Source organism: Pseudomonas sp. P4_C3 (assembly GCF_056402075.1).
The window spans coordinates 1-16,257 of sequence record NZ_JBFUIC010000105.1 but is presented as its reverse complement, the minus strand read 5'-3'; the positions used below and the strand labels follow the sequence as shown (position 1 = coordinate 16,257).

15 protein-coding genes and 1 pseudogene are annotated in these 16,257 nt (G+C 57.9%); 4 read left to right on the top strand and 12 right to left on the bottom strand.

What is annotated here, in order from left to right; genetic code table 11:
- Positions 1 to 134: 134 nt before the first annotated feature.
- Positions 135 to 2,747: an RHS repeat domain-containing protein gene (locus AC1DVH_RS17425; protein WP_477754855.1), complete on the top strand. Its 2,613-nt coding sequence runs from the start codon at positions 135 to 137 to the stop codon at positions 2,745 to 2,747.
- A gap of 86 nt (positions 2,748 to 2,833) precedes the next feature.
- On the opposite strand, the gene AC1DVH_RS17420 is transcribed toward AC1DVH_RS17425, so the two are convergent.
- The 8 genes from AC1DVH_RS17420 to puuE all read right to left on the bottom strand — a co-directional run bounded on the left by AC1DVH_RS17420 (position 2,834) and on the right by puuE (position 10,931).
- Complete coding sequence (locus AC1DVH_RS17420) at positions 2,834 to 3,619, bottom strand: outer membrane protein OmpK (protein WP_477754854.1); 786 nt, start codon at positions 3,617 to 3,619, stop codon at positions 2,834 to 2,836.
- A gap of 376 nt (positions 3,620 to 3,995) precedes the next feature.
- Complete coding sequence (locus AC1DVH_RS17415; protein WP_477754853.1) at positions 3,996 to 4,781, bottom strand: outer membrane protein OmpK; 786 nt, start codon at positions 4,779 to 4,781, stop codon at positions 3,996 to 3,998.
- Between the two features lie 87 nt (positions 4,782 to 4,868).
- Entirely contained in the window at positions 4,869 to 6,227 is a 1,359-nt protein-coding gene (locus AC1DVH_RS17410) for a nucleobase:cation symporter-2 family protein (protein WP_477754852.1), read from the bottom strand.
- A 165-nt stretch (positions 6,228 to 6,392) separates the two neighbouring features.
- On the bottom strand, positions 6,393 to 7,694 hold the full coding sequence (locus tag AC1DVH_RS17405) for a urate hydroxylase PuuD (RefSeq protein ID WP_477754851.1): 1,302 nt from the start codon (positions 7,692 to 7,694) through the stop codon (positions 6,393 to 6,395).
- Positions 7,695 to 7,744: 50 nt separating this feature from the next.
- Positions 7,745 to 8,248 (bottom strand): ureidoglycolate lyase, encoded by a 504-nt coding sequence (locus tag AC1DVH_RS17400; RefSeq protein ID WP_477754856.1) that lies wholly within the window; start codon positions 8,246 to 8,248, stop codon positions 7,745 to 7,747.
- 160 nt (positions 8,249 to 8,408) lie between these two features.
- Positions 8,409 to 9,404, bottom strand: coding sequence for an allantoicase (gene alc / locus AC1DVH_RS17395; protein WP_007988149.1), 996 nt, complete (start codon positions 9,402 to 9,404; stop codon positions 8,409 to 8,411).
- Between the two features lie 88 nt (positions 9,405 to 9,492).
- Positions 9,493 to 10,008, bottom strand: a complete 516-nt coding sequence (uraD, locus tag AC1DVH_RS17390; protein WP_477754850.1) for a 2-oxo-4-hydroxy-4-carboxy-5-ureidoimidazoline decarboxylase — start codon at positions 10,006 to 10,008, stop codon at positions 9,493 to 9,495.
- Positions 10,005 to 10,931 carry an allantoinase PuuE gene (puuE, locus tag AC1DVH_RS17385; protein ID WP_007988146.1) on the bottom strand — a complete coding sequence of 309 codons (927 nt, stop codon included), beginning with the start codon at positions 10,929 to 10,931 and terminating at the stop codon, positions 10,005 to 10,007. Before puuE ends, uraD begins: the two co-directional genes overlap by 4 nt.
- Positions 10,932 to 11,097: 166 nt before the next feature.
- Between puuE and AC1DVH_RS17380 the strand changes: the two genes are divergently transcribed.
- Positions 11,098 to 11,313, top strand: coding sequence for a hypothetical protein (locus AC1DVH_RS17380; RefSeq protein WP_477754849.1), 216 nt, complete (start codon positions 11,098 to 11,100; stop codon positions 11,311 to 11,313).
- Between the two features lie 52 nt (positions 11,314 to 11,365).
- A complete protein-coding gene (gene uraH, locus AC1DVH_RS17375) occupies positions 11,366 to 11,719 on the top strand; it encodes a hydroxyisourate hydrolase (protein WP_477754848.1) in 354 nt (117 codons plus the stop codon).
- Positions 11,720 to 11,867: 148 nt separating this feature from the next.
- Here the strand turns inward: uraH and AC1DVH_RS17370 are convergent, their stop codons facing one another.
- The 3 genes from AC1DVH_RS17370 to AC1DVH_RS17360 all read right to left on the bottom strand — a co-directional run bounded on the left by AC1DVH_RS17370 (position 11,868) and on the right by AC1DVH_RS17360 (position 14,679).
- Complete coding sequence (locus tag AC1DVH_RS17370; RefSeq protein WP_477754847.1) at positions 11,868 to 12,494, bottom strand: LysE family translocator; 627 nt, start codon at positions 12,492 to 12,494, stop codon at positions 11,868 to 11,870.
- A 72-nt stretch (positions 12,495 to 12,566) separates the two neighbouring features.
- Complete coding sequence (locus tag AC1DVH_RS17365; RefSeq protein ID WP_477754846.1) at positions 12,567 to 13,916, bottom strand: NCS2 family permease; 1,350 nt, start codon at positions 13,914 to 13,916, stop codon at positions 12,567 to 12,569.
- 328 nt (positions 13,917 to 14,244) lie between these two features.
- A complete protein-coding gene (locus AC1DVH_RS17360; RefSeq protein WP_477754845.1) occupies positions 14,245 to 14,679 on the bottom strand; it encodes a MarR family winged helix-turn-helix transcriptional regulator in 435 nt (144 codons plus the stop codon).
- An 82-nt stretch (positions 14,680 to 14,761) separates the two neighbouring features.
- Between AC1DVH_RS17360 and AC1DVH_RS17355 the strand changes: the two genes are divergently transcribed.
- Complete coding sequence (locus tag AC1DVH_RS17355) at positions 14,762 to 15,928, top strand: aminotransferase-like domain-containing protein (protein ID WP_477754844.1); 1,167 nt, start codon at positions 14,762 to 14,764, stop codon at positions 15,926 to 15,928.
- Positions 15,929 to 16,137: 209 nt separating this feature from the next.
- Here AC1DVH_RS17355 and AC1DVH_RS17350 read toward each other — a convergent pair.
- Positions 16,138 to 16,257 (bottom strand): annotated as a pseudogene (locus tag AC1DVH_RS17350) (PLP-dependent aminotransferase family protein); the annotation flags it as partial.

Below are 16,257 nucleotides of genomic sequence, written 5' to 3'. Positions count from 1 at the left end.
CTCACACACCGAGCGTGTCGGTGGGGGATCCGCGCGGTTTGGCTGTGCGCAGTGTCGCCTATTGCCGTCATCCGCGGAACCCGTCCATTGAGACTCGCATCACCCGCAATCACTTTGACGCTGCCGGACGGCTGGTGGCTTCCTGGGATCCACGATTGTGGGGCACGGCGCCAAAACCCAACCTCGCCACGACGCACAATTTACTAAGTCAGCCTCTGCTGGTGGACAGCGTCGATGCCGGTTGGCAACTGAGTTTGCTGGATCAGGCCGGTATGGTGCGCTCATTCTGGGACGGTCGCGGGAGTCAGCGGCACACTGAGTACGATGAGCTTCAGCGTCCGACGGCAGTGACGGAGCAAATGACAGATGACCCGTCGCGTGTCGCCGAGCGTTTTGCTTATGGCGATGCGGGAGAAGTGTCTGTTATTCATAACCAGTGCGGCCAACTGATCCGCCATGACCATCCGGCAGGCACACGTATCCTTGATGAATTTGGCATAGGCGGTCTGGCATTGGCGGAGCAGACCCGGTTTTTGCTCTCCCTTGCTCCTCCCGACTGGCCATTCGATGTTGTAGAGCGTGAGCGCTGGCTGGAGATGCAAGTGTTCACGACCGCGCAGCAACACGGTCCACTGGGGGAAATACACGCTCAGACCGATGCCATGGGCAACGTCAGAGGGCTCGCGTACAACCAGTCTGGTGAGTTGAAAGAAACCCGATTGAAGCTGGCAGGCGCCACCGAAACACCTCAGTTGTTGGTCAGTGACATCCACTACGACGCGTTAGGCAGGGTTGAAAGTGAACGGGCTGGAAACGGCGTAATCACCACTGCTCACTACGCCGATGAAGATGGGCGTTTGCTGCAATTGCTGTCCTGCAATGGCCAGCCACTGCAACACCTCGAATATGAATACGATCCGGTTGGCAATATCACCAGCCTCGAAGACAAGCTTGAAACGACCCGCTATTTCAACAATCAGCGGATCGACCCGATCAACCGCTATCGCTATGACAGCCAGTATCAGCTGGTCGAGGCCTCTGGCCGGGAAGTGAGCCGACCCGCCAATGGCCCTGCATTGTCTGTCTGGCAAACCACGCCGCTGGACCCCAATCAGTTGCGCAATTACATCCAGACCTTCAACTACGACGCTGCCGGGAACCTGCAGACCCGCCATCACAGCGACGTGCAAACCTTCGAGATGTTCACATCGCTGATCAGTAATCGCAGCGTCGCGGATAAGGAGAACCTGGCAAACGGCTTTGATGCCAACGGCAATCAACAGGAGCTGTTGCGCGGTCAGAAGATGAGCTGGGACAGTCGCAACCAGTTAAACCGGATCACGATGGTCAGTCGTGAAGATGGACCCGACGATACCGAAAGTTATTTCTACGACAGTCTTGGGCATCGGTTGCGAAAGGTTCGACTCAGCGAAGCTGCACGGCGCACGATCCGTGCCGAAGTTCGTTATTTGCCTGGGTTGGAAATCCATCGTGAAACGGCCACGGGTGAAGAGTGGCATGTCATCAGCGTTGAAGCAGGTCGCAGTAGGATCCGCGTTTTGTACTGGGTCACCAAACCACCTGAAGGTGCGTCCAACGACCAACTGCGTTATTGCCTGAGCGATCATTTGAATTCCTGCACGTTGGAGTTGGATGAGCAGGGCGGTGTTGTGACTCGAGAGGTTTACTACCCGTTTGGCGGGACGGCCCTCTGGGCGGGCTCCAGCGAAATTCAAGTAAATTACAAGACGATTCGTTATTCCGGGAAAGAGCGGGATGCGACGGGGCTCTATTATTACGGGTATCGATATTACGCGCCGTGGTTGCAACGCTGGGTGAGTGCGGATCCGGCAGGAAGTATTGATGGGTTGAATCTTTATGCTTTTGTGGTCAACGGACCGATGGTTCGTACTGACAGGGATGGGCGGTTTTATGAGGGTAAGGATGATGAGTATGAACGTAAAGTGATAGATCCCGTTAACGGACTCGGACACGAAATCGTCGCGCGAGGTCTATCGGAGTTTAGTTTTTCTGAGCAAATGGCGATTACTTCAAATCTGAAGCGGGCACGACAAGCCTATCAAGTTGCTGCTCTAATGATGAAGGAGTTTGAACGTGAGAGTGCACCGGTGGTTCAGGACTATTATGCGGCTGCGTCACTATCGGAATTAAGTGATGTGGTCGGTGTGTGGCAGGATGCAGATAAATTGATAGGTGAGTATCAATCTGAGCTTGGGCAAGATAAGTTTGTTAAGGTTCGACTTTCAGAGGGGGAGACAAAAAGGGCCTATGTATCGAAGGGTGATCCTCATGGGCGAGTATGGATTAACGAGAGTTTTATAAGCAATAACCACGATACGCTTATTACACTGGGGCATGAAATAAGTCATTTGGTTGGGACGGAGGATAATTTTTATTTGCCCGGTATTGGCTTTAAATTTTCTCACAAGCAATTAGAAAAAGTAGACGTCTATTTAGAAGCGACGCGAAAAGTATCACGAGATATTTTGGCGGGCTTGGATAGTCCGGGTTATGGCCCCGGCGCCTTGGCAGAGGATGAAAGTTTTATTGGAAGAGTTAACTTGCTTGTTTCGCAAGAAAGCCAAGTGAGTACTTGGGGTGAAGCCGTTGCAACATTTAACAGTGGCCCGGCAGTAAGGGTCGCAATGGCCAAAAACAATGCAGATACCACCATATTTTCAGCATATTCGTTACAACGAGTCTATGAACGTGATATCAGCAACTGATCTCAGAAGTTCACGCTGGCGAAATTGGCTCACAGCGTGAGCGAGTCCCAACCTGACTTATCCGACAGGTTGGGACATCCATTCCGTCAGAAATGAACCTTGACCAGAAAACTGGTCACACTCTGATCAGTCTTGAAGCCCTGGCTGTCTTCAATACCGTACTTGTTTTTCCAGTAGTCGTACTCGACACCGACGTACAGCTGCTTGGCACCCAGGTTCAGCGCCTTGCCCAGGTCATATTTGACCTGCGGGTTGAAGTGCAGGTTGGCGTGGTATTCGCCTTTTTTGTTCACGTCGTTGTCGACCACCCAGTCCATGAAGCCGTCGATCAGCACATCCGAGCCACCCACCGGGATGGTGTAGGACCAGACCGGCGTGACCTGCCAGATGTTGTCGCCCGGGCGGTCGCCTTCGGTGTGGCGGTTGTAGAAGTTCAACTGGAAGTAATCGAAGCCCGGGATGGCCAGGTCGAAACCAGGGCCGATCAGGTAGGACTCGGTATCGTCTTCACCGAACTCGTAGGTCATGGCCAGCAGGACGTCCTTGATCGGGCCGAGCTCGAACTTCTGGTCGAAGATCTTGTTGAACGACAGGCGCGGGCTGAGCTCGCCGTAGTGGCTGTTCTTGCCCGCGAAGGCGTCTTCCTTGCCGTTGTAGAAGATCTTGTCGATGAAGAAGAAGTTGTCGCCGTATTTCCAGCCGTCGGCGTGTTCAAAGGTCACCGTCTGCTGAATGCGCGGGTTGACCTGGAAGTCCTTACCGTAAAGGTAGGACAGGCTGTTGTTCTGCCACTGCAGCAAGTCGCCGGCCATGGCCTGACCCCCCGCCAGCAATGATCCCGCCAGCATCAGGCTAGTGCACGTACGTTTCATTCGGTTGCTCCCAAAAAGTAGGTGGTTCCACGTTATTTTTTTAAGGTCGGCGCTCTGGTGTGGCGCCTGTTTCCGTAGCGGTAAAAAATCATCCATTCGGTCAGCTTTGGTGCTGTTAGCAAGAGCTGAGCCAAGGCTTTCAAAAAGCAAAAAACTCCCGTTCGGCGGCTCAAGAGCGGTCGATTGAGAGGGGTTTTGGAGTGCCTTGGTGCCTGCCAGAGCCGGGATAAGTTGGCTTTATGGTCAGGTTTTACATCCGGGCTTTTTTTTAAACCGGATTCGGGCGGCCGCGGAGAATACTGACTCCTCGGCCAGGTCTCAAGTGCTCCGCAACGGCGCACCGACGACAGGTTTGGGGCACGGTTGCGGGGCAGCATCAGAAATGCACCTTCACCAGCAGGCTGGTGGTGTTTTCGTTGGTGTCGAAGCTGGAACTGTTTTCGATGCCGTACTTGTCTTTCCAGTAGCTGTATTCGACGCCGACGTACACCTGTTTTTCCCGCCAGCTCAGGGCCTTGCCCAGGTCGTACTTGATCTGCGGGTTGAAGTGCAGGTTGGCGTGATAAGTGCCATGGGAGTTCTGGTCGTTATCCACCACCCAGTCCATGTAGCCGTCGATCAGCAGGTTCGAGTTGCCCAATGGCAGGGTGTAGGACCAGGCCGGTGTGATCTGCCAGACATCGTCGCCGGGACGCGAGCCTTCGGTCTGACGGTAATAGAAGTTCAAGGTGAAAAAGTTGAAGCCCGGTACCGCGAGGTCGAAACCGGGGCCGATCAGGTAGGCCTCGGTGTCGTCTTCGCCGTTCTCGTAGGTCATGGCCAACAGCACGTCCTTGATCGGGCCGAATTCGAAACGGCGGTCGAGGATCTTGCCGAAGGAGAGGCGCGGGCTGAACTCGCCGTAGTAGGCATGAGCACCTTTGTTGCGGTCTTTCTCGCCGTTGTACCAGGTGCTGTCGACGAACAGGAAGTTGTCGCCGTACTTCCAGCGGTCGGCGTGTTCGAAGGTTATCGTCTGCTGGATCGACGGATTGACCACGAAATCCTTGCCGTACAGGTAGCTCAGGCTGTTGGTCTGCCACAGCAGTAAATCGCCGGCCATGGCCTGACTCGCGGCCAGCAGGCCAGCACTCAACAGCAGGTTGGTTTGTGTCCGAATCATCTGTTGCTCCCTCTTGTTTTTATTTTTGAGGCGCAGGTTGTGGCCAGGGGGCTGGCCACAGGCAGGCCCCCTTGGTTATCCGTCAGATCAATGTGTGTGAGCGTGGCAGTCGTTGATGGCCGCGCGTTCGGCGCCACCCAGGATGTTGAACAGCAGGTTCAACGTCAGCGCGCTGAGGGTGGCCATGGCGATACCGCTGTGGGTGATCGGACTCATCCATACGGGCAGGTGGGCGAAAAACTCCGGGCGCACTACCGGGATCAGACCCATGCCRATGCTCACTGCCACCAGCAACTGGTTGCGMCGGTCRSCGATGTCGGCTTCCTGGAGRATCTTGATCCCGGTSGCGGCSACCATGCCGAACATSGCRATSGCYGCGCCMCCCAGTACTGCCGGWGGAATCGAGGCCACCAGGAACGCGGCYTTGGGCAGCAGGCTCAGAACGATCAGCAACCCGCCAGCGACGATGGTCACCGAGCGACAGCGTACGCCGGTCATTTGCACCAGGCCGATGTTCTGGGCGAAGGAGGAGTGGGTGAAGGTGTTGAAGAAGCCGGCGAAGAACGAGGCGCCGGCATCGCACAGCAAGCCGCGACGCAGCATCCGTGGGCAGACTTCCTGGCCGGTGATCTTGCCCAGCGCCAGAAACATCCCGGTGGACTCGACGAAAATGATCACCACCACCAGGCACATGGACAGGATCGGCGCGAGTTCGAATTTCGGCATGCCGAAGTGCAGCGGAGTGACGAATTGCAGCCAKGGCGCCTGAGCCATGCCRCTGAGGTCGACCATRCCGAKCAGGCCRCAGAGSAYRTAGCCMAGGCMCATGCCGATCAGTACSGARATRTTSACCCAGAAGCCGCGCATGAAGCGGTGSACCAGCARGATGGTGCCCAGTACCAGTGCGGCGATGGTCAGGTAGATCGGCGAACCGAATTGGCTGGCGCCAGCACCGCCGCCGGCCCAGTTCACGGCCACGGGGAACAGCGACAAACCGATCGAGGTGATGACCGTACCGGTCACCAGTGGCGGGAAGAAGCGCACAACCTTGGACATGAACGGGGCGATGAGCATGCCGAAGAACCCGGCGGCGATGGTAGCTCCGAAGATCCCCTGCAGGCCGATGCCGGGCATGCCGGCCATGGCGACCATGCTGCCGACGGCGGCGAAACTGGCGCCCATCATCACCGGCATGCGAATGCCCATGGGGCCTATGCCGAGGGACTGGACGATGGTGGCAATACCCGCCACCAGCAGGTCGGCGTTGATCAGGAAGGCAATTTCTTCACGACTCAGGCCAGCGGCCTGTCCGATGATCAGCGGTACCGCGATGGCACCACCGTACATCAGCAGAACATGTTGCAAGCCGACCAGGATCAGTTGCAAGAGGGGCAAACGCTGAATGGCGGGTGCGTCGGGGATGCGCGCTGTGGATAGCTCGGACATGCAACACCTCGGATCTTTTTTATTCTTGTGATTTACAGCTGCAGTGCTGCTGGCAGCTGTATTCGAATCAGGTGGGCCGCTTTGCGGCCAATCGCAGGCAAGCCAGCTCCCACACAGGCAGTGCAAAACCTGTGGGAGCGAGCTTGCTCGCGATGCTTTTGTTGCTTAGTTGGTCTGGGCACCCTGCACAATCCAGGCACCGATCAGGTCACGTTCCTGCTGGGTCATCTGGGTGATGTTGCCCAGTGGCATGATCTGGCTGGTGACGGCTTGCGCCTGAATCCGCGGTGCGTTCTGGCGGATCTGTTCGGGGGTGTCGAACATCACACCGGCAGGGGCCGCACTGAACAGCGGGCTGGTTGGCTTGGCCGAATGGCAAACCGCACAACGTTCCTGAATCACGCTGTGCACTTTGTCAAAGCCTGGGCCTGTGTTGGACGCTTGCGCCGGTGCGGCAGCCGGCGTTTCTGCAGGTTTGGCTTCAGCCGGTTTCAAACCACCGCCCACTGCTGTTTCCGGCAGTGGCTGGTATTCGATCTTCGCTGGCGCCTTGGCCACTTCCGGGCTGTTCAGCGGCGCGGGGCCGGTGACGTAAGCCAGGCTGATCATGCCGACGGCTGCCACTGGCAGGGTCCAGGCAAACTTGTGGCTGTCGTGACGGGTGTTGAAGTAGTGACGCACCAATATCGCCAGTACCGCGATCCCGGCCAGGATCAGCCAGTTGTATTGGCTGCCGTAAGTGCTTGGGAAGTGGTTGCTGATCATGATGAACAGCACTGGCAAGGTGAAGTAGTTGTTGTGACGCGAACGCAGCAGGCCTTTGGCTGGCAGCGCCGGATCCGGCGTGCGGTTCTCGGCGATCGCCGCTACCAGTGCGCGTTGCGCCGGCRTGATGATGCGGAACACGTTGCCGACCATGATGGTGCCGATGATCGCGCCGACGTGCAGGTACGCACCCCGACCGCTGAACACTTTGCTGAAGCCGTAGGCCGCGCCGATGATCAGGACGAACAGGATTGCGCCTAGCAGGGCAGGGCGTTTGCCCAGGGCCGAGTCGCACAGGAAGGAGTAGATGAACCAGCCAATGAACAGCGAGCCGAGACCGATGGCCACGCCTTCAGGACCGCTCAGGGTGCTGCCCGGAGCCAGCAGGTAGAGCGTCGGGTTGGAGTAGAACACTACGCACAGCAGCGCGACCCCCGACAGCCAGGTGAAGTAGGCTTCCCATTTGAACCAGTGCAGGTTGTCCGGCATGGTCGGTGGGGCCAGTTTGTATTTTTCCAGGTGGTAGATACCGCCACCGTGGATTGCCCACAAATCACCGGCCAGCCCGTTTTTCGGATTGACGCGGTTGAGGTTGTTTTCCAGCCAGACGAAATAGAACGACGCACCGATCCAGGCCACGCCAGTAATCATGTGAACCCAGCGCACGCTCAGGTTCAGCCATTCCAACAGATGTGCTTCCACAGTCTTTACCTCTCGCCTGTCACTCTGTTGTCGAGTGATCAGGCCTTCTCTTATTGGTGGGGGGCGAGGATCAAACGCTCATCCTCTTTGAAAAAATGCTCATCGCAGTTATTGCCTGTGCCACTGCGATCAACCACCAGGAAGTCATCCCGCTTTTCGATCGTCAGCACCGGGTGGTGCCAGACGCCGCGATGGTAATTAATGCCCTGCCTGCCGTTGGTGACGAAGGCGCGGACCAAGCCTGATACAGGTTCATCGCCAACTGGCGCGACCACGATCAGAAAGGGGTTGCCGAGCAGCGGAATGAAAGCCTGGCTGCCCAGCGGATGGCGCTCCAGCATGCTGACGATCAGCGGCATGTCCTGCGCGTCGGCGCGGAAGATGCTGATGATCGCCTTGTCCTCTGGCGTAGCGGTTTCCACCGTCGCCAGTTTATGGAAGCGCATGGTCGAACCGTTGTTGATCATGAAGTGATCGCTGCCGTCGGTTTCGATCACGTCACCGAAAGGGGCGAAGGCTTCTTTGGTCAGCGGTTCAATCGTCAGTGTGCGCATGCTGTTCTTCTTAATTCGTTCAGGTGTGGATGATTCTTTGTAGGAGCAGCCGGTCGACGTTCGATTGCTCGCGATGGTCGTCAACGATAACGCGTGCATCCAGGATGAACGCGGTGTCCTTGAGTTTTTCGCGAGCAAGCTCGCTCCTACAGGCTCAGCATTACTTCGCGACCTTGCCCAATACCCGCAGGCGGCTCACACCACCATCCGGGAACACGTTCAGGCGGATGTGGGTGATCGGGCCCAGTGCCTTGATCTGCTCGGCGAAGGTGTGTTCGGCGTGCATTTCCAGCTTCTGGCTTGGCAGCAGTTCGCGCCAGAACAGCGACTGGGTTTCGATCTGGCTGTCGGTACCGCCCTTCACGAAGGCGCCCTGGATCGAGCAGCTGTCCGGGTAGTTGCCCTTGAAGTGCAGGGTGTCGACGATGACTTTCTCGACTTCACCGGCATGGCCCAGCGCGACGATCACCCAGTCATTGCCCGGGGTACGGCGACGCGCGGTTTCCCAGCCGTCGCCCATGTTGATGCCACGGCCCGGGTTGAGGATGTTGCTCATGCGGCCGAAGTGTTCATCGGAGCAGGCGAGGGCGCGGCCACCGTTAAGGGCTGCAGCCAGGTCGACCTGCTCGTTGTCGCCGATAGCCGACCAGTCGCGGAACGGCACACCGTACACGCGCAGACGGGCCACGCCGCCATCCGGGTAGATGTTGAAGCGCAGGTGGCTGAACGCCTGGTCGTTGTTGATTTCGTGGTAGTGGTGGCTGTTGCCTTGCAGCTCGACGGCGGACAGCACTTCAGTCCACTGGGTGTTTTCATCAGGCTCACCCGAGGCCAGGAAGCAGGCTTCCAGGGAAGCCGAAGGCGGGAAGTTGCCGGTGAAGAATGAAGTGTCGATGTCGACGCCCTTGATCGAACCCGGCACACCCAGGCGGATCACTGCGCTGTCGAAGCCTTCGAAGCGTTTGCGGCGCGATTCCCAGCCGTCCATCCACTTGCCGTTGTCATCGAACACGCCCTCCTTCCATACGGCCGGGGTCGGTTGGAACAGACGGTTGGCGTCTGCGAACCAGTCATCGGTGACCGAGATGATTTTGGTGCCCAGGCGGGCATCGGCCAGGTTGACGAACTTCTCGAAAGGTACGGCGTAAGCTTTCATTCTTCTTGTCTGCCTTTAAATAAGTGGCTTGGGATGCTTGCAGGGCCCTTGGTGATTCGGCGTTCTTGAATTCGCAGGGCCAGGCTTGCTATAGGGTCAGTAATCGGAACAGGGCGATCTTGTTGATCTCCGCTAGCGCACATTTGAACTCGGTGTCGACCGGGTTGTGGATGCGCGTTTCGAACGCTGCGAGGATCTGATGCCGGTTGCTGCCTTTTACCGCCATGATGAAGGGAAACTTGAACTTGGCTTTGTAGGCATCGTTCAGCTCGGTGAAGCGCTGGAACTCTTCGGCCGTGCATTGGTGAATACCCGCGCCAGACTGTTCTTCAGTGCTGGCTGCGGTCAGATGGCCCTGGACGGCAGCTTTGCCGGCCAGGTCCGGGTGAGCATTGATCAGGGCCAGCTGGCTTGTGTGATCGGCGCTCAACAGGATGTCGCTCATGCGCTGGTGCAAGGTTTCGATCTCGTCGATCGAAGCGTCCTGGCCCAGGTCGAAGGCCTTCTCGGCCACCCATGGCGAATGTTCGTAGATGTCGGCGAAAGCGGCGACGAAGGCGTCGCGGCTCAGTGTCGATGGTTTCAATGTTTGAAAGGTGCTCATTTGGCAGCCCCTTGGTACGGGTGGGTTTCTTGCCAGTGGCGCGCGATGTCGACGCGACGGCTGAACCACACCTGTTCATGACTTTTAGCGTATTCGATAAAGCGCTTGAGTGAAGCCAGGCGCGCCGGACGGCCGATCAGGCGGCAGTGCAGGCCGATCGACAGCATTTTCGGTGCCTCGGCGCCTTCGGCGTAGAGCACGTCGAACGCGTCCTTGAGGTATTCGAAGAAGTCGTCGCCCTTGTTGAAACCCTGGACCTGGGTAAAACGCATGTCGTTGGTGTCCAGGGTGTACGGGATCACCAGGTGCGGCTTGCCGGTCGGGTTGTTCGGTTCCCAGTAGGGCAGGTCGTCGTCGTAGGTGTCGCAGTCGTAGAGGAAACCACCTTCTTCCATCACCAGGCGACGGGTGTTCGGGCCGGTGCGGCCGGTGTACCAGCCCAGTGGGCGTTCACCGGTGATTTCGGTGAGGATGCGGATCGCTTCGAGCATGTGCTCGCGTTCCTGGGCTTCGTCCATGTACTGGTAGTCGATCCAGCGATAGCCGTGGCTGCAGATCTCGTGGCCGGCATCGACCATGGCGCGGATCACGTCCGGGTGACGCTGGGCGGCCATGGCCACGGCGAAGATGGTCAGCGGAATGTCGAATTCCTTGAACAGCTTGAGGATCCGCCACACGCCGGCACGGCTGCCATACTCGTAGAGGGATTCCATGCTCATGTTGCGCGCACCTTGCAGCGGCTGGGCGGAAACCATTTCCGAGAGGAACGCCTCGGATTCTTTGTCGCCGTGCAGGATGTTGCGCTCGCCGCCTTCTTCGTAATTGAGTACGAACGACAGGGCAATACGGGCATTGCCCGGCCAGTGTGGGTGAGGAGGGTTACTGCCGTAACCGACCAGGTCGCGTGGGTAGTCAGCGCTCACTGCAGGCTTCCTTCTTGTTCGATGATGACGGTTGGTGTGACGCAGCTGAAAAAAGGGTGGCAGGCTGGCGTCACAGCGATGGGCTGATTGTATACAACTTTATATTCACTTTGTAAGCCTGAATTTTCGCATTTTTCACCGACTGTCATCTTTTACTGCTATTGGCGTGAGCCTGCAAGAAATCTGCCTGACTGGTCAATTATTGATTGAAGGGCTCATAGGTGGTGCGGTTTGGCGGGAAATCGACGGAAAATATGCCGATGCCGGGAGTCATGCGAAAAATGTCGTTTTTATTGTGTACAATTTTTTTGAAAAGTGTCTTAATTGGTCGATCGCCGCAGCTTTTCGTGCTCCGAATCGGTGCGGTCTCCTTTTCAACTGACTTCGGGAGGCGCGAAGTCTGACTGCTCCACGCAGGCAGGCGCGCAGAATCAATGGGACGTTTGACTACACACGTTTTGGACGCAGCACACGGTTGCCCGGGCAGCTCGATCAAGGTCGAGTTGTACCGCGTTGAAGGATCGCAGCTGGAATTGGTCGCCAGCGCGATAACCAACAGCGATGGTCGTGTCGATGCACCGCTGCTGCAAGGCGATGACTACCGCTCCGGGGTCTATCAGGTTCAGTTTCATGCCGGCGATTACTACCGCGCCCGTGGCGTCAAGCTGCCGGAGCCTGCCTTCCTGGATGTCGTAGTGCTGCGTTTTGGCATCTCCGCCGAGCAGGATCACTACCATGTGCCGTTGTTGATTTCGCCTTACAGCTACTCCACCTATCGCGGCAGCTGATCCCCCAGGCAGCTGCTGCACCCTGGAAGCGACTGCGCATATAGCTTCTTTGGTCTTTCGCCCGCTCACACTGCGGGCTTTTTTTCGTCTTGAGAAATGTGGCGCCTGTGCCGACGCCATCGCGAGCTTGCTCGCGATGCTTTTGCTTTTAGCGGCTAAGCAAGGACGCAGCACCCGCACCACTGAACAACCCCGCACTGATCCGGTTAAACCAGCTCTGCCCCTTGCCGCTGCGCAGATACCGCGCCGCACCATGGGCACCAAGGCCGTAGGCCAGTTTGCACAGCAGGTCGAGCACGGTCCAGGTCGCAATCATCACCAGCAACTGCGGCAGGAACGCTTGTTCGGCACTCAAGAACTGCGGCAGGAAAGCGGCGAAGAACAGAATGTCTTTCGGGTTGCTCGCGCCCAGCATGAACGCGCGGCCGAAAAGTGCGCGAAAGCGCGGCACTGCTGCAGCTTGAGGCACTTCGGCGCCATGGGAAGGCTGGCGCGATTGCTGCCAGCTCTGCCAGGCGAGATAGAACAAGTACAACGCACCGACGATTTTCAAGGCGCGGAACAACTGTTCCGACGCCAGCAGCAACGCGCCCAGGCCCAGCGCCGAGGCGCTCAGCAGGCAGATCGAGGCAATCACGCCACCCAGAAACGCCGGGTAGGAGCGGACCAAACCGTAATTCAGGCTGTTGCTGATCATCAGCAAAGACAACGGCCCCGGGATCAGGATCACTATCAGCGCAGCGCCGCTGAACAGCAGCCAGGTTTCCAGACTCATCACTTTCCTCCATTTGCACAAAAGCCCCACCCGACGGGGTGAGGCTGTTTTCAAGCGGGTCCCGCGTAAGGTTTACAGGAAGATGAACTTGGCGATGAAGATCGCGCAGAGCACCCACAAACTCACGGAAATTTCCTTGTACTTGCCGGTACCGGCCTTCAGCGCCACGTAGGTGATGAAGCCCAGGGCGATACCGTCGGCGACCGAGAAGGTCAGCGGCATCATGATGGCGGTAACGATCGCCGGAATGCTGTCGGTCGCTTCGTCCCATTCAATGTGGGCCATGCCGCCCATCATCAGCATCGCTACATAAATCAGTGCGCCAGCGGTGGCATAGGCGGGAATCATGCCGGCCAGTGGTGCGAAAAACATTGCGGCTATAAATAGCACACCAACGGTGACTGCGGTAAGACCAGTCCGACCACCAGCGGCCACGCCAGCAGCACTTTCTACGTAGCTTGTGACCGGCGGAACACCGACCACTGCACCGAATACGCTGGACGCACTGTCGGCTTTCATCGCGCGGGAGAGGTTTTCGATCTTGCCGTCAGCGCCGACCAGGTTGGCGCGCTGGGCAACGCCCATCAGTGTGCCGGCGGTGTCGAACATGTGCACGAAGAGGAACGCCAGGACCACGCTGATCATGCTGACGTTGAATACGCCGGCGACGTTCATGGCCATCCAGGTCGGAGCCAGGCTTGGCGGAGCGGACATGATGCCCTCGTAGTGCACCAGCCCGAGGCCCCAACCGGCGAGGGTCACGGTGATGATGCTGATGAGGATCGCGCCGAACACTTTATGGTAGCTGAGGATGGCGATCATCAGGAAGCACACGGCGGCGAGCAGCGGGCCGGGTTCGCGCAGGGAGCCGAGCTTGATCAGGGTAGCCGGGCTATCGACGACGATACCCGCGGTTTTCAGACCGATCAGCCCCAGGAACAGCCCCACGCCGGCGCCCATGGCGAAGCGCAGGCTGACCGGGATGCTGTTGAGCAACCATTCGCGGATCCGCGAGAAGGTCAGGATCATGAACAGCACACCGGAAACGAACACCGCACCGAGGGCGGTTTCCCAGTTGTAGCCCATGGTACCGACCACGGTGTAGGTGAAGAAGGCGTTCAGCCCCATGCCCGGTGCCAGGCCGACCGGCCAGTTGGCGTACAAACCCATCAACAGGCAACCGAGTGCCGCGGCGATGCAGGTGGCGACGAACGCCGCACCGTGATCGATCCCGGCATCGGCCATGATGTTGGGGTTGACGAAGATGATGTAAGCCATGGTGATGAAGGTTGTCAGACCGGCAATCAGCTCGGTCTTCACCGTGGTGCCATGCAAGCTGAGTTTGAACAGACGCTCCAGCAAGCCATTGCGTAATGGCGGCGAGAGTTCCAGCGTCGATGCTTCGGATTTGCGGCTTTCCACAGCGAATACTCCTCAAGAGTTTTATTGTTATTTCCAGGGCCGGACCCATGAGGGTGGCAGCGGCCCTTTGAGGCACTTGCGAATTTGTTGACCGCTTGGTCAGGAACTCGCACGAAGTGGATTATGCTTTTGTATACAAATAATGCAAATAATGTTTTTGGTTTTGTCGACGAAATATTTGGCTTTAGGGATATATCGCCTGATAGGACGCCATCGCGGGCAAGCCACGCTCCCACAGGTTTTGTGTCGTTCGCTGACCCTGTGAACGTCGAAGACCCTGTGGGAGCGTGGCTTGCCCGCGATGACTGACTTGAGGACAGGTAGATTTTTACTGGTTTTTCCCCAACGCCAGATTCACCGCCAGCCACCCGTTTACCGCCGTCTCCCCAGCCTCGCCGAATACTCTCTCCAACAATTTCACCTGCTCACGGCGCAGCGCCTGTTCAAACCGCGCGCCTTCGTCGGTCAACTCCAGCAGACGCTTGCGCTTGTCAGTCTCGGACGCGACGCTGTCGACCAGATGCATCTCCAACAATTGCCGCAACGGCATGTTCAGCGCCTGCTTGCTCACGCCGAGCAACGCCAACAGCTCCTTGACGCTCAGGTTCGGATAGCGGGCGATGAAAAACACGATGCGCTGATGCACCCGACTCAGGCCGCGACGTTCGAGCATTTCATCGGCCTTGGCGGTGAAGGCCTGGTAGCCGAAGAAAAACGCTTCCATGGCTTGCTGCTGGGAAAGCGGGTTTTTAAGGTCAAGCATATTGACGTATCCGTTCGAGGAGGCGTAATTTCGGTCAACAAGTTTGACTCATTTTCCACATGCCTCGCTACCGGTGATCCCCATGGCTTTTTCCGAACGTGTCTCGCGCCTTAAAAGTTCTTTGATCCGTGAAATCCTCGCCGCGGCCCAGCGTCCGCAGATGATGTCGTTTGCCGGCGGTCTACCGGCCGAAGCCATGTTGCCGAAGGTCGATTGGACCGAGATGCCGGTTTCCATGGGTCAATACGGCATGAGCGAAGGCGAACCGGCGCTGCGTGAGGCGCTGGCCGCCGAGGCGCGGGCGTTGGGAGTGCCATGTGAGGCGAGCCAGGTACTGGTGGTCAGCGGCTCACAGCAGACCCTCGACCTGGCCGCCAAGCTGTACATCGACAAGGGCACCGAGATCCTGCTCGAAGCGCCGACTTATCTGGCGGCGTTGCAGATTTTCCAGTTATTCGGCGCCGATTGCCTGACCGTGCCGCTGGAGGCTGAGGGGCCGAACCTGGCGGAGCTGCGCGTTTGCCTGGAACAACACCGACCGGCTTTCATCTACCTGATCCCGACCTTCCAAAATCCATCGGCGGTGCGTTACAGCGAAGCCAAGCGTGACGCGGTGGCGGCGTTGCTCGATGAATTTGGCGTGACGCTGATTGAAGACGAGCCTTACCGCGAACTGACCTTCGACGGTGGCAGCGCCACACCGATCGTCAGTCGCTTGAAGAAGGCCAGCTGGATCTACACCGGCACCGTGTCGAAAACCCTGCTACCGGGTTTGCGCGTTGGTTACTTGATTGCCAGTCCGGACCTGTTTCCCCATCTGTTGAAACTCAAGCAATCGGCGGATTTGCACACCAATCGGGTCGGCCAATGGCAGGCACTGCAATGGATCGGCAGCGAGAAATATCAGCAACACCGCAGTGAGTTGCGTGATTTTTATCGGGGGCGACGGGATGCGTTTCAGGCTGCGCTGGAAACTCACTTCTCCGATCTGGCGGACTGGAACGTACCGCAGGGCGGGTTGTTTTTCTGGCTGAAACTCAAGCAGCCGCAAGACACCCGCACCTTGCTCAACGCCGCGCTGGCCAATGACGTGGCGTTTATGCCGGGTGAGCCGTTTTTCCCTGAGCCGGATAACCATCCGGGGTATTTGCGGTTGAACTTCAGCCACATTGATCCGGCGCGGCTGGATGAGGGGCTCAAGCGATTAGCGGCGGTGGTGCGACAGGCGCAGGCAGTGCAGGCAGCCTAGAAACAAATAAACCGGCGCAAGGGCCGGTTTATTTTTGCCTGGAGATTTGTGGTGGCTGTAGTGGCCTCATCGCGAGCAAGCTCGCTCCCACAGGTTTTGTGCACACCACAGCCCCCCTGTGGGAGCGAGCTTGCTCGCGATGAGGCCACTACAGCCACCACAAATCTCCAGGCAAAAATAAACCGGCCCTTGCGCCGGTTTATTTGTTTCTAGGCTGCCTGCACTGCCTGCGCCTGTCGCACCACCGCCGCTAATCGCTTGAGCCCCTCATCCAGCCGCGCCGGATCAATGTGGCTGAAGTTCAACCGCAAATACCCCGGATGGTTATC